Source organism: Okeania sp. SIO2F5 (assembly GCF_010692685.1).
In the GTDB taxonomy this organism is placed as follows: domain Bacteria; phylum Cyanobacteriota; class Cyanobacteriia; order Cyanobacteriales; family Microcoleaceae; genus Okeania; species Okeania hirsuta.
In genome coordinates this window covers 26,825-43,164 of sequence record NZ_JAAHGU010000004.1, presented here as the reverse complement: position 1 = coordinate 43,164, position 16,340 = coordinate 26,825, and the positions used below count along the sequence as shown (strand labels likewise).

Here is a 16,340-nt window from a genome sequence, read left to right as displayed (position 1 = left end):
TTAACATCTCCCTATCTCCCTATCTCCCCATCTCTCCATATTATGATAAAAAAACTTAAAAATTACTTCGGTTAAAAGTGAAAAAGTCTGATATTATTTTAGTTGGTACAAAACTTACGCACAAGGCACGAAAAATTAGTGTTTGAGATTGCTTTCCGTTCCGGACTGCTCCGCAAACCCTATCGGTCGCAATGACCGAAATACACTCTACTGCGTAAGTCTTATGGTAGTTATGACAGAATAGTTATCTAAATTTTACAGATTATTAAAATGTTAGAAAAAGAAAAAATAGCACTAACATTAAAAATTAATGGAGTGCAACATCATCTAGAGATAGAACCTCGCGTGACTCTGTTAGATGCACTGCGAGAATATCTAGGTTTAACAGGGACAAAAAAAGGATGCGATCGCGGAGAATGTGGAGCTTGCACGGTATTAGTTGATGGAAAACGAATTAATGCTTGTATGACTTTGGCAGCAATGCAAATGGGAAAGTCAATTATTACTATTGAGGGTTTAGCAGAAGATGGACAACTCCATCCAGTGCAAACAGCTTTCATTGAGCATGATGCCTTTCAATGTGGTTATTGCACTCCCGGTCAAATAGTTTCCGCAGTAGGTTTACTAGCAGAAACACAACCAAAGTCAGATCGAGAAATTCGGGAAGGTATGAGTGGCAACCTTTGTCGCTGTGGTGCTTATCATCATATCGTTGCAGCAGTTCGTGAAGTAGTGGAGAAAACAGAAAATGCAGCCATTTAGTTATGCCAGAGTTAATGAAGAAAATACCGCCATAAGCACAGTTTCTCAGGATGAGACTATATATTTTATTGCTGGTGGTACAGACTTAATAGGTTTAATTAAAGATGGCGTACAAACACCAAAGCAAGTTCTAGACATCAACTCTCTGTCTTTAGACTCAGTGGAAGTCGATGCTGACAACAACCTCCGTATCGGTGCTTTGGCAAAATTGAGCGATGTTGCCCGTTATTCCACAGTGAAAAATTCCTATCCTGTCATTTCAGAAGCAATATTAGAAAGTGCTTCTCCTCAACTGCGGAATATGGCAACAGTGGGAGGAAATTTATTACAGCGTACCCGTTGTAATTATTTTCGCGACCCAGTTTTTCCTTGCAACCGTCGTATTCCAGGTACGAGTTGCCCTGCTATAGAAGGTTACAATAGAATGCACGCTATTTTAGGTACGAGCGAATATTGCATTGCCACTCATCCTTCAGACTTGGCAGTAGCATTAGTTGCTTTAGGTGCAGTAGTTTGTATTCAGGGTAAAACTGCACAACGTCGAGTGCCGATAAATGATTTTTATCTGTTGCCTGGAGATACACCTCACCGAGAAAATGTTTTAGAGCATGGGGAGTTAATAGTTGCTGTGGAAGTACCTGCTGTTTCGTGGTTTAGCAACTCCCACTATCTCAAAGTACGCGATCGCGCCAATTATGAATTTGCCCTAGTTTCTGTAGCTGTTGCTCTGGAAGTTGAGCAAAATATTATTAAGTCTGCGCGACTAGCATTAGGAGGAGTTGGTACAAAACCTTGGCGTTCCCAGGAAGCAGAAACAGCATTGCAAGGAGAACCGATAAATGAAGCAACTTTTTCTACTGCAGCAGAAGCAGCTTTGGCACTAGCAAAACCACAAAAATATAACCAGTTCAAAATTGAACTAGCTAAACGTAGCATTATTCTTGCGCTGTCAACTGTATTACTATAGGAGTAAACCCACCCCTAACCCCTCCCAGGAGGGGAAGTCACCGAGTCAGGAGTCAGGAGGGAAGAAAGAAGAAGAAACAGGAGTAGAAGGAGAAAGTTTTTTGTTTGCTGGCGTACAACGCATCCTATCTCCTGGGTCGAAGCTGCGCTAAGGTCATAAAGGGCGCAAACGTTAACGGTTTTGCTTCGCCAAACGCAAAAAAAACGGCGTTGGTAAATTAGTGTATGATATTAATCTTAATTACTTAGGAGTCAGGAGTCAAGCCACCCCTAACCCCTCCTGGGAGGGGAAGTCACCGAGTCAGGAGGGAAGAAAGAAGAAGAAACAGGAATAGAAGGAGAAAGTTTTTTGCTAGGGTAAAGGTCACGGAGTTCTATAGCGCTCTTCTCCGGACATGATATCATACCTCAAATTACCAATGCCCGCAAAAAAAACTAACTATTACGAACCTATTTTCAGTAAATGAAACAGGAGTCAGGAGTCAGGAGGGAAGAAACAATAAGAAACCCCCAGTAGAAGGAGAAAGTTTTTTGTTGAGCTAGCGCACAACGCCTCCTGTCGGAATGAAGGGCGCAAACGTTAACGGTTTTGCTTCGCGAAACGCAAAAAAACTAACTATTACGAACTATTTAAGTAAACACGAAACATGAATAAAGTTATCGGAAAACCCATCAACCGTGTAGACGGAAAACTTAAAGTTACAGGTGGCGCATGTTATACCGCTGATATGCCAGTTGAAAATTTGACTTACGGCGTATTAATAGAAAGCACCATTGCTAAAGGCAAAATTACCAAGCTCGAAACTACCGCAGCAGAAAACGCCCCCGGAGTATTAGCAGTTATTACCCACCGCAACGTTCCCAAATTTAATCAAATTACTTTTTTTCCTGGGGGACAAAGTCTCCCCATTCTCCAGGATGAGAATATCTATTATCAAGGACAGCACATTGGGATAGTAGTTGCAAAAACTTTAGAGCAAGCTCAATATGCAGCTACCTTGGTTAAAGTCGAATATAAAATTGAACAACCAATTATAGATATAGATACAGCACTCCAACAGGGATATAAACCAGAAAAAATTTTTGGTGGAATGTTACCCGCTCATATATTCAGGGGCGATATTACCTACGGGCATTCCCAAGCAGAGGTATTAGTTGAACAAACCTACAGCACTCCGATGGAAAACCATAACCCCATCGAACCCTCAGCAACTATAGCAGTTTGGGAAGACGACCGTCTCACCCTCTACGAAACAACTCAAGGAATTTATTCTGCACAAGAAGCGATGGCTAAAGTTTTCGACATTCCTCCAGAAAACATCCGAGTCATTTCTGAATTTCTCGGCGGTGGGTTTGGTTGTAAAGCACTTGTTTGGTCTCACACCATCCTTGCCACTTTGGCAGCGCGTTATGTGGAGCACCCAGTTAAACTCGTACTTACCCGCGCTCAAATGTATACCTCTGTCGGATATCGCGCCCCCACTAAACAACATCTTACCCTCGGCGCAACTAAAGAAGGCAAACTCACACTCATCAAACACATCGGCGAAACTATAACGTCACCCTTTGACGAATTTACCGAACCCGTGACAATGACAACGAATATGATGTATAACTGCCCCAACATTGATATCAACTATCGCCTTGGCCGTATCAATGCTGGCACTCCCACTTTTATGCGGGCACCAGGGAAAGCAGCGGGAATGTTTGCCTTAGAGTCAGCAATGGATGAACTTAGTTACGCTTTAGAATTAGACCCCATAGAACTCCGCCTCCGCAACCATGCAGATGTAGCTCCTGCTACTGGACACCCGTGGTCGAGTAAATCTCTGAAAGAATGTTATCAGCAAGGAGCAGAAATATTTGGTTGGAAACACCGCAACCCTAAACCCGGTTCTATGAGTAACGGCGAAAGTCTAATTGGTTGGGGAATGGCAAGCGCAACTTTTCCTGCTGGCACTAGGTCTGCCACTGCGAAGGTAACTATATATAATAGTGGAGAAATATTAGTCGAAAGTGCTACCCACGACATAGGTACAGGAACTTATACTGTGATGACACAGGTGGCAGCAGAGGTTTTAGGGGTATCTCTAGAACAGGTGGAATTTAAACTCGGTGACACAAATTTACCTAAAGCTCCAAGAACTGGAAATTCAACTACAGCAAGTAGTGTGGGTTCGGCAGTACAAGCAGCAGCAATGAATGCTCGGAATAAAATATTAGAGATAGCAATTTCTGACTCAAACTCTCCACTGTATCAAGCAAAACCAGAGGAGATAATTTTTGATTCAGGGAAATTATTGTTGCAAAATAATCCTACTGTGGGGGAAAGTTATCAGGAAATTCTCACTCGTCATGGTAGGGAAAATATTGAAGCGGTTGGTGATAACGCATCGAAACAGAAACAACCAGAATATGCTAAACATTCTTTTGGGGCAGTTTTTGTGGAAGTGCAAGTAGACCGACTTTTGGGAGAAGTGCGGGTGAAGCGGTGTGTTGGTGTCTACGGTGCTGGACGTATTCTCAATGCGAAGACTGCCCGCAGTCAAATGATAGGCGGTATTACTTGGGGTATTGGTATGGCGTTGATGGAACATACGGTAATGTCTCCTCACTATGGTCGCATTCTCAATCATAATCTTTCTGATTATTTGATACCCGTGCAGTTAGATGTGCCGGATATTCAGGTGCAGTTTGTAGAGGAGGAAGATCCTTATGTGAATGCTTTGGGTACTAAGGGTATTGGGGAACTTTCTCTAGTAGGTGTTGCAGCAGCGATCGCTAATGCTGTTTATCATGCCACAGGTAAGCGTATTCGAGATTTGCCTATTACTCCAGATAAGTTATTAGAATAAAGTTGAAGGGAGGAGTCAGTCCTCAGGAGTCAGCAGGGAAAGGAGGGAAGAAGAGGAGAAAGTTTTTTCATCACTAATTATTCGGACATGATATTACGCAGTAGAAAGTATTTCCTTCATTGCGACCGACAGGGTTTGCGGAGCAGTCCGGAACGGAAAGCAATCTCAAAGGCTACTTTTTCGTACCTCGCGCGTAAGTCCTGACACAGTGAAGAAAGTGGGGTTTTTCACAAGGGTTGCCGAGTAACAGAGAGCTTGAAAAAAAGGAACGAGTTGCTTAGGACTGATGTTAATGATGAACCGTAAGACAGGGAAATGTTTTTCTCACTGTTCTCTGTTCCCTGCCATAATTTTCACTTGAAAAACTAAAAGAAAATAAATTATGATACATAAATCATCAACCAATTTTACCTTTGACTTACTTCCTTTGTTATCTTTGGTGTTTTCATGTTACCAATTATTCCACCTCCGAAAGGGTTCAGAATCTTTTATTCGCCTAACAGCGACCTCCTATTAGTTTACCGTCCAAATGGTATGACATACTTACTTATATTCTCAGTTATCTGCTTTTTTATCTGGATACTATTTTGTATTTTCATTGCTACATTATTAATAAGTTCATTTATACTGACTCAAGATTATGTGATTAGTATTTTAACTTTTCTATTTTTTTTCATTCCTTTAGTTTTGTATTTTTTTGCCGCTAAAATATTTAATCAAGTCTATATAATTTTCTATTTTTTTCTAGGTAAATTAAGTTTTGACTTTAGATTTAATTGCTTAATTTTTACCAAAAACATAGGTATTTTAACAAATGAAATACAAGAAATTAAACGGTCAAAAATCAAATATGTACAGCAAGTTAAAACTAGCGGTTTTAAAGGCAATAGATTTTCATCATGGGGCTTATTAATCAAAACTACAAATCAAGAGTATAATCTTCTTTCCTATCAATCTTATGACAAAACTAAATGGTTAGGTAATGTTATTGCCGCGTGGGCTAAAGTTAAGTATCTGCCATTATAGAAGGAGTCAGGAGTCAGGAGTCAGAGTTAATTAAAACAATAACAGAAGGCAGAAGGAAGAAGGAAGAAGGAAGAACTAAAGTTGAAAAAATCTTACTTTGTCTGAGTTTTAAGCTTTTGATCTATCCTAACTTTTCCCTCAACTGATATACTTGGAGTCTGCTGGAATTTATCAGAAATATCAAATAATATCAAGTCTCATTAATTAGCCATAATAAAAATATTTTCTCTGATAAATTTCTCCCTGTTCCCTTTTTCCAAATGATATCATTTCCTTTGGTATCGTTTGTGTAAACCCAAGGGTGGATATCTACAGGAAATTTAGGTTTTTTTCTTGCTCAATAGTTTTCTTCCCTCTTTTCTCTTCCCTCTTCCCTCTTCCTTCTTCCTTCTTCCTTACCTTCGCGCTTACAATACTGATGCTACCTAACATGATATGAAAGAATTACAAGACATTATTGCAACTTACGCCAAACTCAAAAATGCTGGTCAAACCCTTGCCCTCGCTACTATTGTCAAAGTTGCGGGTTCCACATATCGCCGAGCTGGGGCACGAATGTTGATGACTGCTAAAGGTGAAATGGTCGGTTCCCTCAGTGGCGGTTGTCTCGAAGGTGATGTTTTGGAGCAAGGGCAAGAAGTCATGAGTTCCGGTAAGTATCGCCTTGTTACTTACGACACAACTTCTGAAGCAGATATTATCTGGGGTTTGGGAATGGGTTGTCAGGGAATAGTTGATATATTCATCGAACCTCTATCCGGTGAGAAGGGAGTAGACTTAATGTCATTTTTTGCTGACTGTCTTCAGCATAGACAACCAGGAGTTTTAGTTACAGTATTTAGAAGTCAAACTACCGAGCAATATCATTTGATGTTATCTGCGGATGGTGATTTTACTACTAAAATAACTGATAATTCCCTAGTTCAACTATTAGTAGATAATGCCAAAATAGCTCAGAGTTCGGGTAAGTCATTTCACATATCTATTAATAATATAGAAGCTTTTATTGAGGTCATTCATCCACCCCTATCTCTAGTAATATTTGGTGCTGGTCACGATGCAATACCTGTAACATTTTTTGCTAAACAATTAGGATGGTATGTCACAGTATTAGACTGTCGTCCTGCTTATGCCATATCTGCTAGATTTCCAGAAGCAAATTCCATAGTTATTTCCGAATATGAAAAACTACCAAAATCGGTAATTTTAGATGAAAAAACTGTAGCAGTTGTAATGACTCATAACTATCTTTATGATTTGACAATTATCACAAATATTTTACCTTTGCCCTTACGTTATTTAGGAATACTCGGACCCCGCAGAAGAACCGAAAAATTATTAGGAGAAATTCCCATAGATGAGCAATACAAAAAACGTTTATATGCTCCAGTTGGTCTAGATATTGGTGCTGATAATCCACAAGAAATTGCTTTAGCAATTATTGCAGAAATTCAAGCAGTAATTTCTAATCGTTCGGCAGGTTTTTTACGTCATCGTAACCTACCAATTCATAGTCAAATTGAAGAAGGAGACAGGAGATAGGAGACAGGAGACAGGAGGAAAATTACATGGGGATAGTCAACGAAGGGCCGCTCCGCGTCTACGCTCCCCCAAGTAATTTTGAACACCCTGTAGACGGTGGGGTATTAAACCCATAAAGAAAATGATAATGAATAAATCTATAGGAATTATAATTTTAGCTGCTGGTGCATCAACCCGTTTGGGGCAACCCAAACAATTGTTGATTTACAAAGGAAATACTTTGATTTTAAATACTGTTGAAATTGCTGTAAATTCTGGTTGTTCACCAATTATTGTAGTGCTTGGTGCTTATGGCAATCTAATACTTCCTGAAATTAGTAATTTTCCAGTAAAAATTGTAGAAAATCATGATTGGCAGGAAGGCATGAATACTTCAATCCGAGCTGGTATTAATACTTTGCAAACTACTCAAGAAATTATAGAAGCAGTAATAATAATGGTTTGCGACCAGCCTTTTTTATCTACTAACTTAATCCATAAAATGATTGATGTTTATTATTTAAAATCAAATCCAATAGTTGCTTCTAAATATGCTGGCGTTTTAGGGGTTCCGGCTTTATTTAGTTCTAGCCTTTTTCCAGAAATGCTCAACTTAAACACAGATAAAGGTGCGAAACAAATAATTAATAAGTATGCTGGCCAAGTAGCAATAGTTAATTTTCATAGAGGAGAAATAGATATTGATACTTTTACTGATTATGAAAGATTAAAAATTCTCTCAGAAGGGAGTAGGGAGTGGGGGAGTAGGGGAGTAGGAGAGTAGAGGAGATCAGAATAATTAATATGCTACTGGCTAATAATCAAAAATATCATTGCGCCTGTGTTATTGTAACTGCTAGGTTGATGTTTGACAATTAGTGCGAATATCTTTCTCGCGTCATAAATCATCATAATTACCCGATGTCCTGACTATAGTGGCGACTGCTATGCTATAATACCAAATCTCATAAGTATTGATGAAATATAGCATTATTTTTGGTAATTAGTATAATTACTTAATAATTAAAGTTTCACCTCACAAAAGCATTCTTTTTTCACGGTTGATATCACACCTAAAACCTACCATCTAACACCTATGAATACTCAAAACCATCTTCGTAACCTCCAACATCAAACAATTCTTGAACGGGCTAAATATCCACAAAACAGAGGAAAAACAAACCCTATAGACCGCTATCAAATAGGAGATAACCCCTTATGTGGCGATCGGATTGAACTAACAATAAAATTTAGTCAAACAAAGCAAATTATAGAAGATATAAAATTTCAAGGGAAAGGTTGTGTATTAACTATTGCTTCCGCAGATTTAATGGCAGAAATATTGTTAGGAAAAACTAGAGAAGAAGCATTAGAAATCACAGAAAAATTTCGTCAAATGCTCAAAGGAGAAATTAGTCTTTCCGATAATTTACCAAAACTAAATATCTTTCAAGGAGTTTCCCAATTTCCCATCAGAATTAAATGTGTTTTACTAAGTTGGCACACCCTGAAAACAGCACTAGAATCACCAAATTAAAAAGCATTTAGCAGTTCAGCAATCAGCGGTCAGCTTTGAGCGTCCAGTACGGAAAGGGGATAAGAAACCCCTCCTAAAATTAAACAACAAGCTAGAAGTCGGGGATTTAAACCCAAGTAGTATTTAATTCTGTGGGGTTTGTTGCAACACACCAATAATAATTAGTAGTAACCAAGTTTAGTTTTTCTATATCTATACATTAGACATCTCCAATAATAAAAAATAAAATCAATCATCCCAATAGATACATCAATTATTTCTCCCTGCTCCCTCTTTTGGAGGAGATGTCTATTATTCTGAAAATCACTGAAATGTGCTTGAATAGAATAGCAATTAGATTCAGTAATAAACATATATGGCCACCAGATTAATTAAACTAGAAGATGGGATTTTGGTTGAGGCAGAAGTTCCAGAGAATGAAGCAAAACCAATTTCTACTAATGTTATTAAACAAGTTAAATCTAGTTTTGCTAAAGTTAAACCTATATTAATAAATATTAGTCGTCCAATTACTGAGACTTGGCAAGAAATTAATAAAGATTTGGAAATTGAACAAGCTGAGGTGGAAGTTGATCTTAACTTTGAAGGGGGAGGTAATCTATATATTCCAAAAGGAAAAGCTGGTACAAATTTAACAGTGAAATTAGTGCTGAAACCGAAAAAATCAGAGAAAATCAGCCTTGAAAAGTAGATTAAAAAGCTAAGAATAATTAAATCAATAAAGAGCTAGATTGGCTACTTTAGACATTTATTTTTCTGCAATTGTTACTCTACTATCATAGCAGGATTAGGTATCAGAGAATGAGTAACTTAGAATAATCTATTGTTTTAATTACCAGTACTATTGACAAATAAAGCAAATGTTATTGGTACTGGGTTTCCTTTTTATCGGGAGCAAAATTATACTGATTTTCTAACTTGTGCCCATGTTGTTGAAAATGTGGGTGGAAAAGAGAATGTATTAGTAAATAATACTCCCTCGCCATGACAAGATGAAAGTTAATAATCATTGCCACATTAGAAAAGTGATTAATAGCAAATATTTCCCCATAAATCTGTCTAATTTGATTACTTTACCTAATTTACTTAGGGATATGATGAATTAGGTTAACATACCACACCTAACTGCAGACTCTTCGCGGAGCAAAATGTGCCTTTGATACCAATTTTAAAAAAGAATGTTACAAATAGTTTCAAACTTTAGATGTCGAATAATTTGCTGAAATTACTGAAGAATCAAAGTTTTGAACTATGAAATCATAATGCATGACTTTTGACTTTTGAATTCCGTGAAACGGTATGACTTCCAGGGAAAAATATTAACTGTTATTGTGCTAAAAATTGGGAGAAAATGAAAGATATATTAACAAAACAAGCCTGGTTTTCTAATGTCCAAAAAGATTTATTAGCAGGCGCTGTAGTCGCCTTAGCCTTAATTCCTGAAGCCATTGGTTTTTCTATTATTGCTGGTGTCGATCCGAAAGTAGGATTGTACGCCTCATTTTGTATTGCCATAGTTACAGCTTTTTTAGGTGGGCGGCCAGGAATGATTTCCGCAGCAACCGGAGCTATGGCATTGCTGATGACAAGCTTAGTTAAAGATTATGGTTTAAATTATCTATTCGCAACCACTATTCTCACAGGTATCCTGCAAATTTTTCTAGGATGGATTAAGTTAGGAAATCAAATGAGATTTGTTCCTAGAGCGGTGATGTTAGGATTTGTCAATGCTCTGGCAATATTAATTTTTGATGCTCAACTCACTCAATTTGAAGATGCTTCTATCTGGGTTTATATAATGGTAGCAGCAGGATTAGGTATTATTTACGGGTTGCCTCGCATCACCAAAGTAATACCTTCTCCTCTAGTTGCTATTGTTGTCATCACTGGGTTCGCACTAACTACGGGATTAGACATACCCACTGTAGGAGACATGGGAACATTGCCCGATGCTCTACCTAGTTTTGCCCTACCAATAGTACCGCTCAACTTTGAAACCCTTGATATTATTCTGCCTTATGCTTTAGCACTTTCTTTAGTGGGGTTACTAGAATCATTTTTAACAGCTAATGTTATTGATGACCTCACCGATACTTCTAGTGATAAAAATCAGGAAGCAGTAGGACAAGGAATTGCTAATATTGTCGCCGGATGTTTTGGTGGAATGGCAGGATGTGCGATGATCGGTCAGTCGATGATTAATATTGGGTCTGGTGGAAGGATGCGACTCTCGTCTCTGAGTGCAGGCATTTTTCTGTTTGTTTGTATTATTCTGCTCAATGATTGGGTGGCGCGTATTCCCATGGCGGCCTTAGTTGCAGTGATGATTATGGTCTCTATAAGCACCTTCCATTGGGATTCTATTCGCAATCTTCGTCGAGTACCCAAGAGTGAAACAGCAGTGATGATGACAACTGTGTTTATGACAGTTTTGACTCATAACTTAGCTATTGGAGTTGTTGTTGGAGTGGCGTTGAGTGCAATTTTCTTCAGTCGTAAAATTGCTGCGCTGATTTTCGTTGACTCTTATTTAAAAGAAAGTGGTGTTGAGCGTATTTACAGCGTTAATGGTCAAGTATTTTTTGTTTCTGTGGAAAATTTTCTCAACACCTTTGATTTCCGCGAACATATAGAATCTGTAACTATTGACCTAACTCATGCTCATTTATGGGATCAATCTGCTGTAGATGCAGTAGATAAAGTTGTACTACGTTTTCGCAGACGGGGTATTAAAGTACATTTAATTGGTTTGAATGAGGCGAGTGCAACTTTATTAGACCGTTTGACTACTCATTCTAGTAAACAAACTATTTTTAAAGAGGGACGGGTTATTCATTAGATATAGCGCTGTGCGCTGGGAGATGGGGAGATGGGGAGATGGGGAGATGGGGAGATGGGGAGATGGGGAGATGGGGAGATGGGGAGATGGGGAGAAGTAAACATAAGAATAATAGACATCTGGTGAAAATAAAAAATAAAATCAATTCTTATCCATAAATTATCAATTATATCATGTTCCCTGTTCCCTCTTTTCTGGAGATGTCTAATTAACACGAATTAATTGAATACTATAGCGCTACGCATTAAGGTGTTTGACATTTCTCAACCCTGTTAGCGGAGCTTTTCCGCACCGAAGTTTACTATTCCCTATTTCCTGCTATAATTGCCATATTAGCATCAATATGATAGGGTGAAAAAACTCTGATAGAATCACCTATATTTTTACATCAAAACTAATGGAAATAGGAATTGCTATATTTGGTGCAGGTCGTTGGGGAACTCACCTAATTCGTAACTTCTGCAATCATCCTCAATCTCGTGTTATTGCCATAGTAGACCCTAACCTAGAACAGTTACAAGCAGTTCAAAAACGCTTGCAATTGGACCAAGATATCGCATTATTAGAAGATTGGACAGAAGCTTTAGAGTTACCAGGAATAGAAGCAGTGGCGATCGCTACTCCTGCTTCTACCCACTACGAAATTATTAGTGCTGCTCTGAAAAAAGGTTATCATGTTCTTTCGGAAAAGCCTTTGACTCTTAAATATTCAGAGTCAGTGGAATTATGCAAATTAGCTGAACAACAACAACGTCAACTTTTTATCGATCATACTTATTTATTTAATCCAGTTGTCCAAAGTGGTCAAACTATCGTAGCAGAAGGTAAATTAGGAGAATTACGCTATGGGTACGCTACACGCACTCATATTGAACCTGTACGTCCAGATGTAGATTCTCTCTGGGATTTAGCAATTCACGATATCTGTATTTTGAACAGTTGGCTCGATCAAAGACCTGTGGAAGTACAAGCAAATGGCACGGTTTGGCTACCTCAACAACCCCCACAATCAGATTTAGTGATGGCTAAACTTACTTATCCTAGTGGTTTTCAAGCTTTTTTACATTTATGTTGGCTAAATCCTGATAAACAACGTCGTTTAGGAGTAGTAGGTACTCAAGGAACATTGATTTTTGATGAAATGTCTGCAGATGCACCTTTAGTTATTCAGCACGGTCATTTAGAAGAGCAAAATAATCGCTGGAAAGCAGTAGGTGTCAGTCGGGAAGTTTTAGCGATCGCCAAAGCTGAACCTTTAGGTCAAGTATGCAATGAATTTTTAAATTGTATTCGTCAGAATACTGCTTCACAAATTTCTTCTGGTTGGGTGGGTGCTGAATTAGTAGGAATCTTATGTGCTTTAAATGATTCTCTTGAGCAAGGAGGAAAAGTAATACCAGTTTAATAAATGTTTGCTACATTTTTTTGAGCAGGGGAGCAGGGGATAAGTAAACATCAGAATAATTTATACGCTACTGAGGTACTAATTATCAAAGATGTCATTGCGCCTATGTTATACCAATTTGAAAAAAGAATGTTACGAATAGTAAGAGCGATAAAAAAACTTTATAGGAAATGCCCCTTTGACTAAAAAGATAGTTTACGCCCTAAAAAATGGTATTAAAGACATTCCGATACGACTCCTGACTCCTGACTCCTAAGAAATACCCTAGATATTTGTAGCAAACATTTATCAATTTGGTATGAATTATTGCTCTGCTAATTAACTATCAAAGCATTGACATATAAAAGTTTCAGCCTTCTTAAGTTGAAAAAAGTGCCAGCTTTTCGGTCAATAAAGCTCATGCATGGAGCGCATTTTGTGCAAGAGTTGGACAGAAAAATTAAGGGACAATTATTCCAACTACATCCTCTGTAATTCCCATTTTTCCTGACTCCTGACTCCTGACTCCTAACTCCTAACTCCTGATTCCTGACTCCTACCCTCTTTCTGCAATGTTTAATTAACTCTAAGAATTTAATTGCATTTCAGTTTGAATATCTTGTTGTTTCTTGATTGGCATAATAATATCAACTGTAGTTCCTTGGTCTACTCCCTCACTATAGAGATGAATACTGCCATTCATCATTTCCATCAGACCGCGAGAAATAGCTAATCCTAATCCATTTCCTCCAAACTTACGCGTTTTTGTACCATCTACCATCACAAAAGGCTGAAACAGTTTATCTTGTTGCTCTGGATTAATACCAATTCCCGTATCTTCAATCTTAACTAAAACCCGATTTTCTTTCCCACCATAATTATCAGATAAATTATTTGTATTTTCAGCAACAATAAAGTTATTGTATTCTTGGATAAGACAAATATTAATACTTCCTTTTTCCGTAAACTTAATTGCGTTACTTATAACATTTTCAAACACTTGCTTCAACTTTTCTTGGTCAGCATTAACAATTATTACTTGTTCAGGAATATTTAGTTTTAATAATAAAGATTTTTGTTTAATATATTCTCTAAATGAATCTATTGTTTCGTGTAATAATTTGCCAATATTGACATCCTGCAAATATATCGATAAAGTTTCTGAATCAATTCTACGAATATCTAGGATATCATCAATAATTCCTAGTAAATGAATTGCAGAATCATTAGCTTGTTTCAAAAACTCCTTTTCTTCTTCTTTCGTATCACAAAATCCATCATCAATCAATTGAATAGAGCCAATAATTCCATTGAGTGGAGTTCTTAATTCATGAGAAATATTAGCCAAAAATTCGCTTTTTAACTGGTTAGCAACTTGAGCTTCTTTAGAAGTAACTTCTAATTGATTTGCCCATCTTTTAAGCCTATAGACCATACTTTCCAATGCAATTGCTAATTGATTAAATTCACGAATTCTTAGACTTATAGGTACTTTATTGGGAGAGTCTAAATCATTGACAGCAAGAGCATAATCTCTAAGTTTTTCCAAAGGACGAGCTAAATCGCGAGCCAAATAAATAGTTGCCATAACACTAGCACCAACTAAACCAAAAATCAGAATAATTAGAACCTTTTGAACTTGTCTAAGACCAGATAAAGCAAAGTCTATAGGTGTAATAGCTAAAACAATCCACTTTTGATCATCATCACGGTCTACAGGACTAGAAGTTGGTGCATATCCTACTAAAAATTCATCATCTGCTGATAATTTGAGTCCCAATAATTCAGGCAATATCTTTTTAAATTCATCAATAAATTCTCTCAGAGGATTACTATTACTCTTTTTTGAAATATCTATTTCTTCAAAAGAGAATATGTGGATAAAATCTTTTCTACCTTCCTGTGCATTTCTGATAATATGTTTTAGTCTTTCTGCATCTGGTCCATCAGAAATATTACGCCCTACTCTATCAGGATCTGGACTAGCTAAAATTGTACCTTTATAATTAATTACTACAGTTGAACCTGCCAGTGAACCTCTTCTGCGATTTGTTTGCATTGGTAAATCCGACTTAATGCTTAAGGCATAACGCAATTGTCTTTCACTACCTTCAGCAACATATACTGGTACACTCAAACCTAAGCTAACTTGTTTTTTCTGAGCAACTGTATCATCACTTGAGAAACTATCCGAGTTTAACTGTTCTGGCCATATATAACTTATATCAACATTAGACATCTCTCTAATTAGCTGTCTGTGCTGCGCAGGCCATATATTTAGTGATGGAGAATTTATTGATTCATCATCACAAGTATTAGCTATAATCTCAGAAGTTTGTAAGTTACTCAATTGAACGCATCTTACCTGAGTTGGTAACATTTGGTATAACTGCTCAACATATTTTTGATACTCTTCAGTTTGACCAGATTGAAGTACATAACTTTCGCTAGCATTAATTAGATTAGATTCTAAAGATTTAGCCCAAAGTTGAATATCTTCGGCCTTTCTGTCTGCGCTTTCTTTCAGATTTTGACGAGCAGTGTCTAGAAGTGTAGAACGTGCTTTTCTGTAGATGATATACTGTCCTAGTATTAATACTGGTACAGTAAGTAGTAAAATTCGCGACAGCAGAATCCTACGAAAGGAGGATTGAACTTGCTTAATCATAAGATTTTTTACTTAAGCTGCAACTTGCAACAATTTTGACAATTATTTGCGTTTTTATTTCTGAGGATCTCCGAAAACTATAATTATTATCTATGAATATGGAACTTATCAGACTTCAGTTAATTTGATTTTAGTTTTTTATATATTAACTCTTTTATGGTATACCGCATTTGATAATATTGCCTAGGCAATATAAAAGTTCTAAACTAAAAAAAATTTGAGATTTTGCCATTAATACAAATTAACTTTAATCGCATAACTACTTACATTTCAAATTATATATGCTAGATATTGTTCATAGATTTTTTTATATGTAGTTCTGCTTATTATAAAAGATATCTTTAGTGGCTGCCATATTATACCAATTCAAAAAAACAATACCACAATAGTAAAGCTAAGAATTAAATAACGAAGAATAAAAGAAAAATAAATAATGATGTAAATATGTACTAAATAAGATTGGTTCTGTCACCTCTATGGATACACTTTTAATTTGTTTTTTGTAGATTTGTTTTTGATAGTTAATCTTATACTCTGAAACAAATCATTTTTTTTAACTTTAAATTCCTCGTCAATGAAATTTATTTATCATCACAAGTATTTTGATGAATTGTTCAATAAATATAGTTGATAGTCATAATCTTGAATTTAGTGAAAAACATCTCTAAAAATTTCAAATTCAACGAACTCTATTTATGGCGTTGCACAGTGACGAATGATTTTATATTTTTGATGAACAGGATTTTGGATTTGATAATTGCTAGAATGACTAATTAATAGTT

The 16,340-nt window shown here is 36.9% G+C and carries 13 protein-coding genes; 12 read left to right on the top strand and 1 reads right to left on the bottom strand.

The window, feature by feature from the left end:
* Nucleotides 1-270 precede the first annotated feature (270 nt).
* The 12 genes from F6K27_RS02350 (at nt 271) to F6K27_RS02295 (ending at nt 12,911) form a co-directional block, all read left to right on the top strand.
* Nucleotides 271-762 (top strand): (2Fe-2S)-binding protein, encoded by a 492-nt coding sequence (locus F6K27_RS02350; protein WP_287240268.1) that lies wholly within the window; start codon nt 271-273, stop codon nt 760-762.
* Nucleotides 749-1,729 (top strand): xanthine dehydrogenase family protein subunit M, encoded by a 981-nt coding sequence (locus tag F6K27_RS02345; RefSeq protein WP_287273181.1) that lies wholly within the window; start codon nt 749-751, stop codon nt 1,727-1,729. Before F6K27_RS02350 ends, F6K27_RS02345 begins: the two co-directional genes overlap by 14 nt.
* Nucleotides 1,704-1,880 (top strand): hypothetical protein, encoded by a 177-nt coding sequence (locus F6K27_RS02340; protein ID WP_287273179.1) that lies wholly within the window; start codon nt 1,704-1,706, stop codon nt 1,878-1,880. The genes F6K27_RS02345 and F6K27_RS02340 overlap by 26 nt, the downstream gene beginning before the upstream one ends.
* Nucleotides 1,881-2,375: 495 nt before the next feature.
* Nucleotides 2,376-4,583 (top strand): xanthine dehydrogenase family protein molybdopterin-binding subunit, encoded by a 2,208-nt coding sequence (locus F6K27_RS02335; protein WP_287273178.1) that lies wholly within the window; start codon nt 2,376-2,378, stop codon nt 4,581-4,583.
* A gap of 642 nt (nt 4,584-5,225) precedes the next feature.
* A complete protein-coding gene (locus F6K27_RS02330) occupies nt 5,226-5,609 on the top strand; it encodes a hypothetical protein (protein WP_124144353.1) in 384 nt (127 codons plus the stop codon).
* Between the two features lie 435 nt (nt 5,610-6,044).
* Nucleotides 6,045-7,151, top strand: a complete 1,107-nt coding sequence (locus F6K27_RS02325) for an XdhC family protein (RefSeq protein WP_287273176.1) — start codon at nt 6,045-6,047, stop codon at nt 7,149-7,151.
* A 127-nt stretch (nt 7,152-7,278) separates the two neighbouring features.
* A complete protein-coding gene (locus F6K27_RS02320) occupies nt 7,279-7,914 on the top strand; it encodes a nucleotidyltransferase family protein (RefSeq protein ID WP_287273174.1) in 636 nt (211 codons plus the stop codon).
* Nucleotides 7,915-8,226: 312 nt separating this feature from the next.
* The gene (gene sufU / locus F6K27_RS02315; RefSeq protein WP_124144356.1) at nt 8,227-8,667 is read left to right on the top strand and encodes a Fe-S cluster assembly sulfur transfer protein SufU; all 441 of its coding nucleotides are present in this window, start codon (nt 8,227-8,229) and stop codon (nt 8,665-8,667) included.
* Nucleotides 8,668-9,022: 355 nt separating this feature from the next.
* Nucleotides 9,023-9,358: a CU044_2847 family protein gene (locus F6K27_RS02310; protein ID WP_124144357.1), complete on the top strand. Its 336-nt coding sequence runs from the start codon at nt 9,023-9,025 to the stop codon at nt 9,356-9,358.
* A gap of 153 nt (nt 9,359-9,511) precedes the next feature.
* Nucleotides 9,512-9,655, top strand: coding sequence for a hypothetical protein (locus F6K27_RS02305; RefSeq protein WP_161564447.1), 144 nt, complete (start codon nt 9,512-9,514; stop codon nt 9,653-9,655).
* A 363-nt stretch (nt 9,656-10,018) separates the two neighbouring features.
* Nucleotides 10,019-11,506 (top strand): SulP family inorganic anion transporter, encoded by a 1,488-nt coding sequence (locus tag F6K27_RS02300; protein WP_287273171.1) that lies wholly within the window; start codon nt 10,019-10,021, stop codon nt 11,504-11,506.
* A gap of 397 nt (nt 11,507-11,903) precedes the next feature.
* Nucleotides 11,904-12,911 (top strand): Gfo/Idh/MocA family protein, encoded by a 1,008-nt coding sequence (locus F6K27_RS02295; protein ID WP_287273169.1) that lies wholly within the window; start codon nt 11,904-11,906, stop codon nt 12,909-12,911.
* 565 nt (nt 12,912-13,476) lie between these two features.
* Here F6K27_RS02295 and F6K27_RS02290 read toward each other — a convergent pair.
* The gene (locus F6K27_RS02290) at nt 13,477-15,558 is read right to left on the bottom strand and encodes a HAMP domain-containing sensor histidine kinase (protein ID WP_287273167.1); all 2,082 of its coding nucleotides are present in this window, start codon (nt 15,556-15,558) and stop codon (nt 13,477-13,479) included.
* Nucleotides 15,559-16,340 lie beyond the last annotated feature (782 nt).

Bases quoted from the DNA above. Each gene is read 5' to 3' on its own strand.
- F6K27_RS02350 (WP_287240268.1), top strand. From the start codon at position 271: ATGTTAGAAAAAGAAAAAATAGCACTAACATTAAAAATTAATGGAGTG.
- F6K27_RS02345 (WP_287273181.1), top strand. From the start codon at position 749: ATGCAGCCATTTAGTTATGCCAGAGTTAATGAAGAAAATACCGCCATA.
- F6K27_RS02335 (WP_287273178.1), top strand. From the start codon at position 2,376: ATGAATAAAGTTATCGGAAAACCCATCAACCGTGTAGACGGAAAACTT.
- F6K27_RS02325 (WP_287273176.1), top strand. From the start codon at position 6,045: ATGAAAGAATTACAAGACATTATTGCAACTTACGCCAAACTCAAAAAT.
- F6K27_RS02320 (WP_287273174.1), top strand. From the start codon at position 7,279: ATGAATAAATCTATAGGAATTATAATTTTAGCTGCTGGTGCATCAACC.
- sufU (WP_124144356.1), top strand. From the start codon at position 8,227: ATGAATACTCAAAACCATCTTCGTAACCTCCAACATCAAACAATTCTT.
- F6K27_RS02310 (WP_124144357.1), top strand. From the start codon at position 9,023: ATGGCCACCAGATTAATTAAACTAGAAGATGGGATTTTGGTTGAGGCA.
- F6K27_RS02300 (WP_287273171.1), top strand. From the start codon at position 10,019: ATGAAAGATATATTAACAAAACAAGCCTGGTTTTCTAATGTCCAAAAA.
- F6K27_RS02295 (WP_287273169.1), top strand. From the start codon at position 11,904: ATGGAAATAGGAATTGCTATATTTGGTGCAGGTCGTTGGGGAACTCAC.
- F6K27_RS02290 (WP_287273167.1), bottom strand. From the start codon at position 15,558: ATGATTAAGCAAGTTCAATCCTCCTTTCGTAGGATTCTGCTGTCGCGA.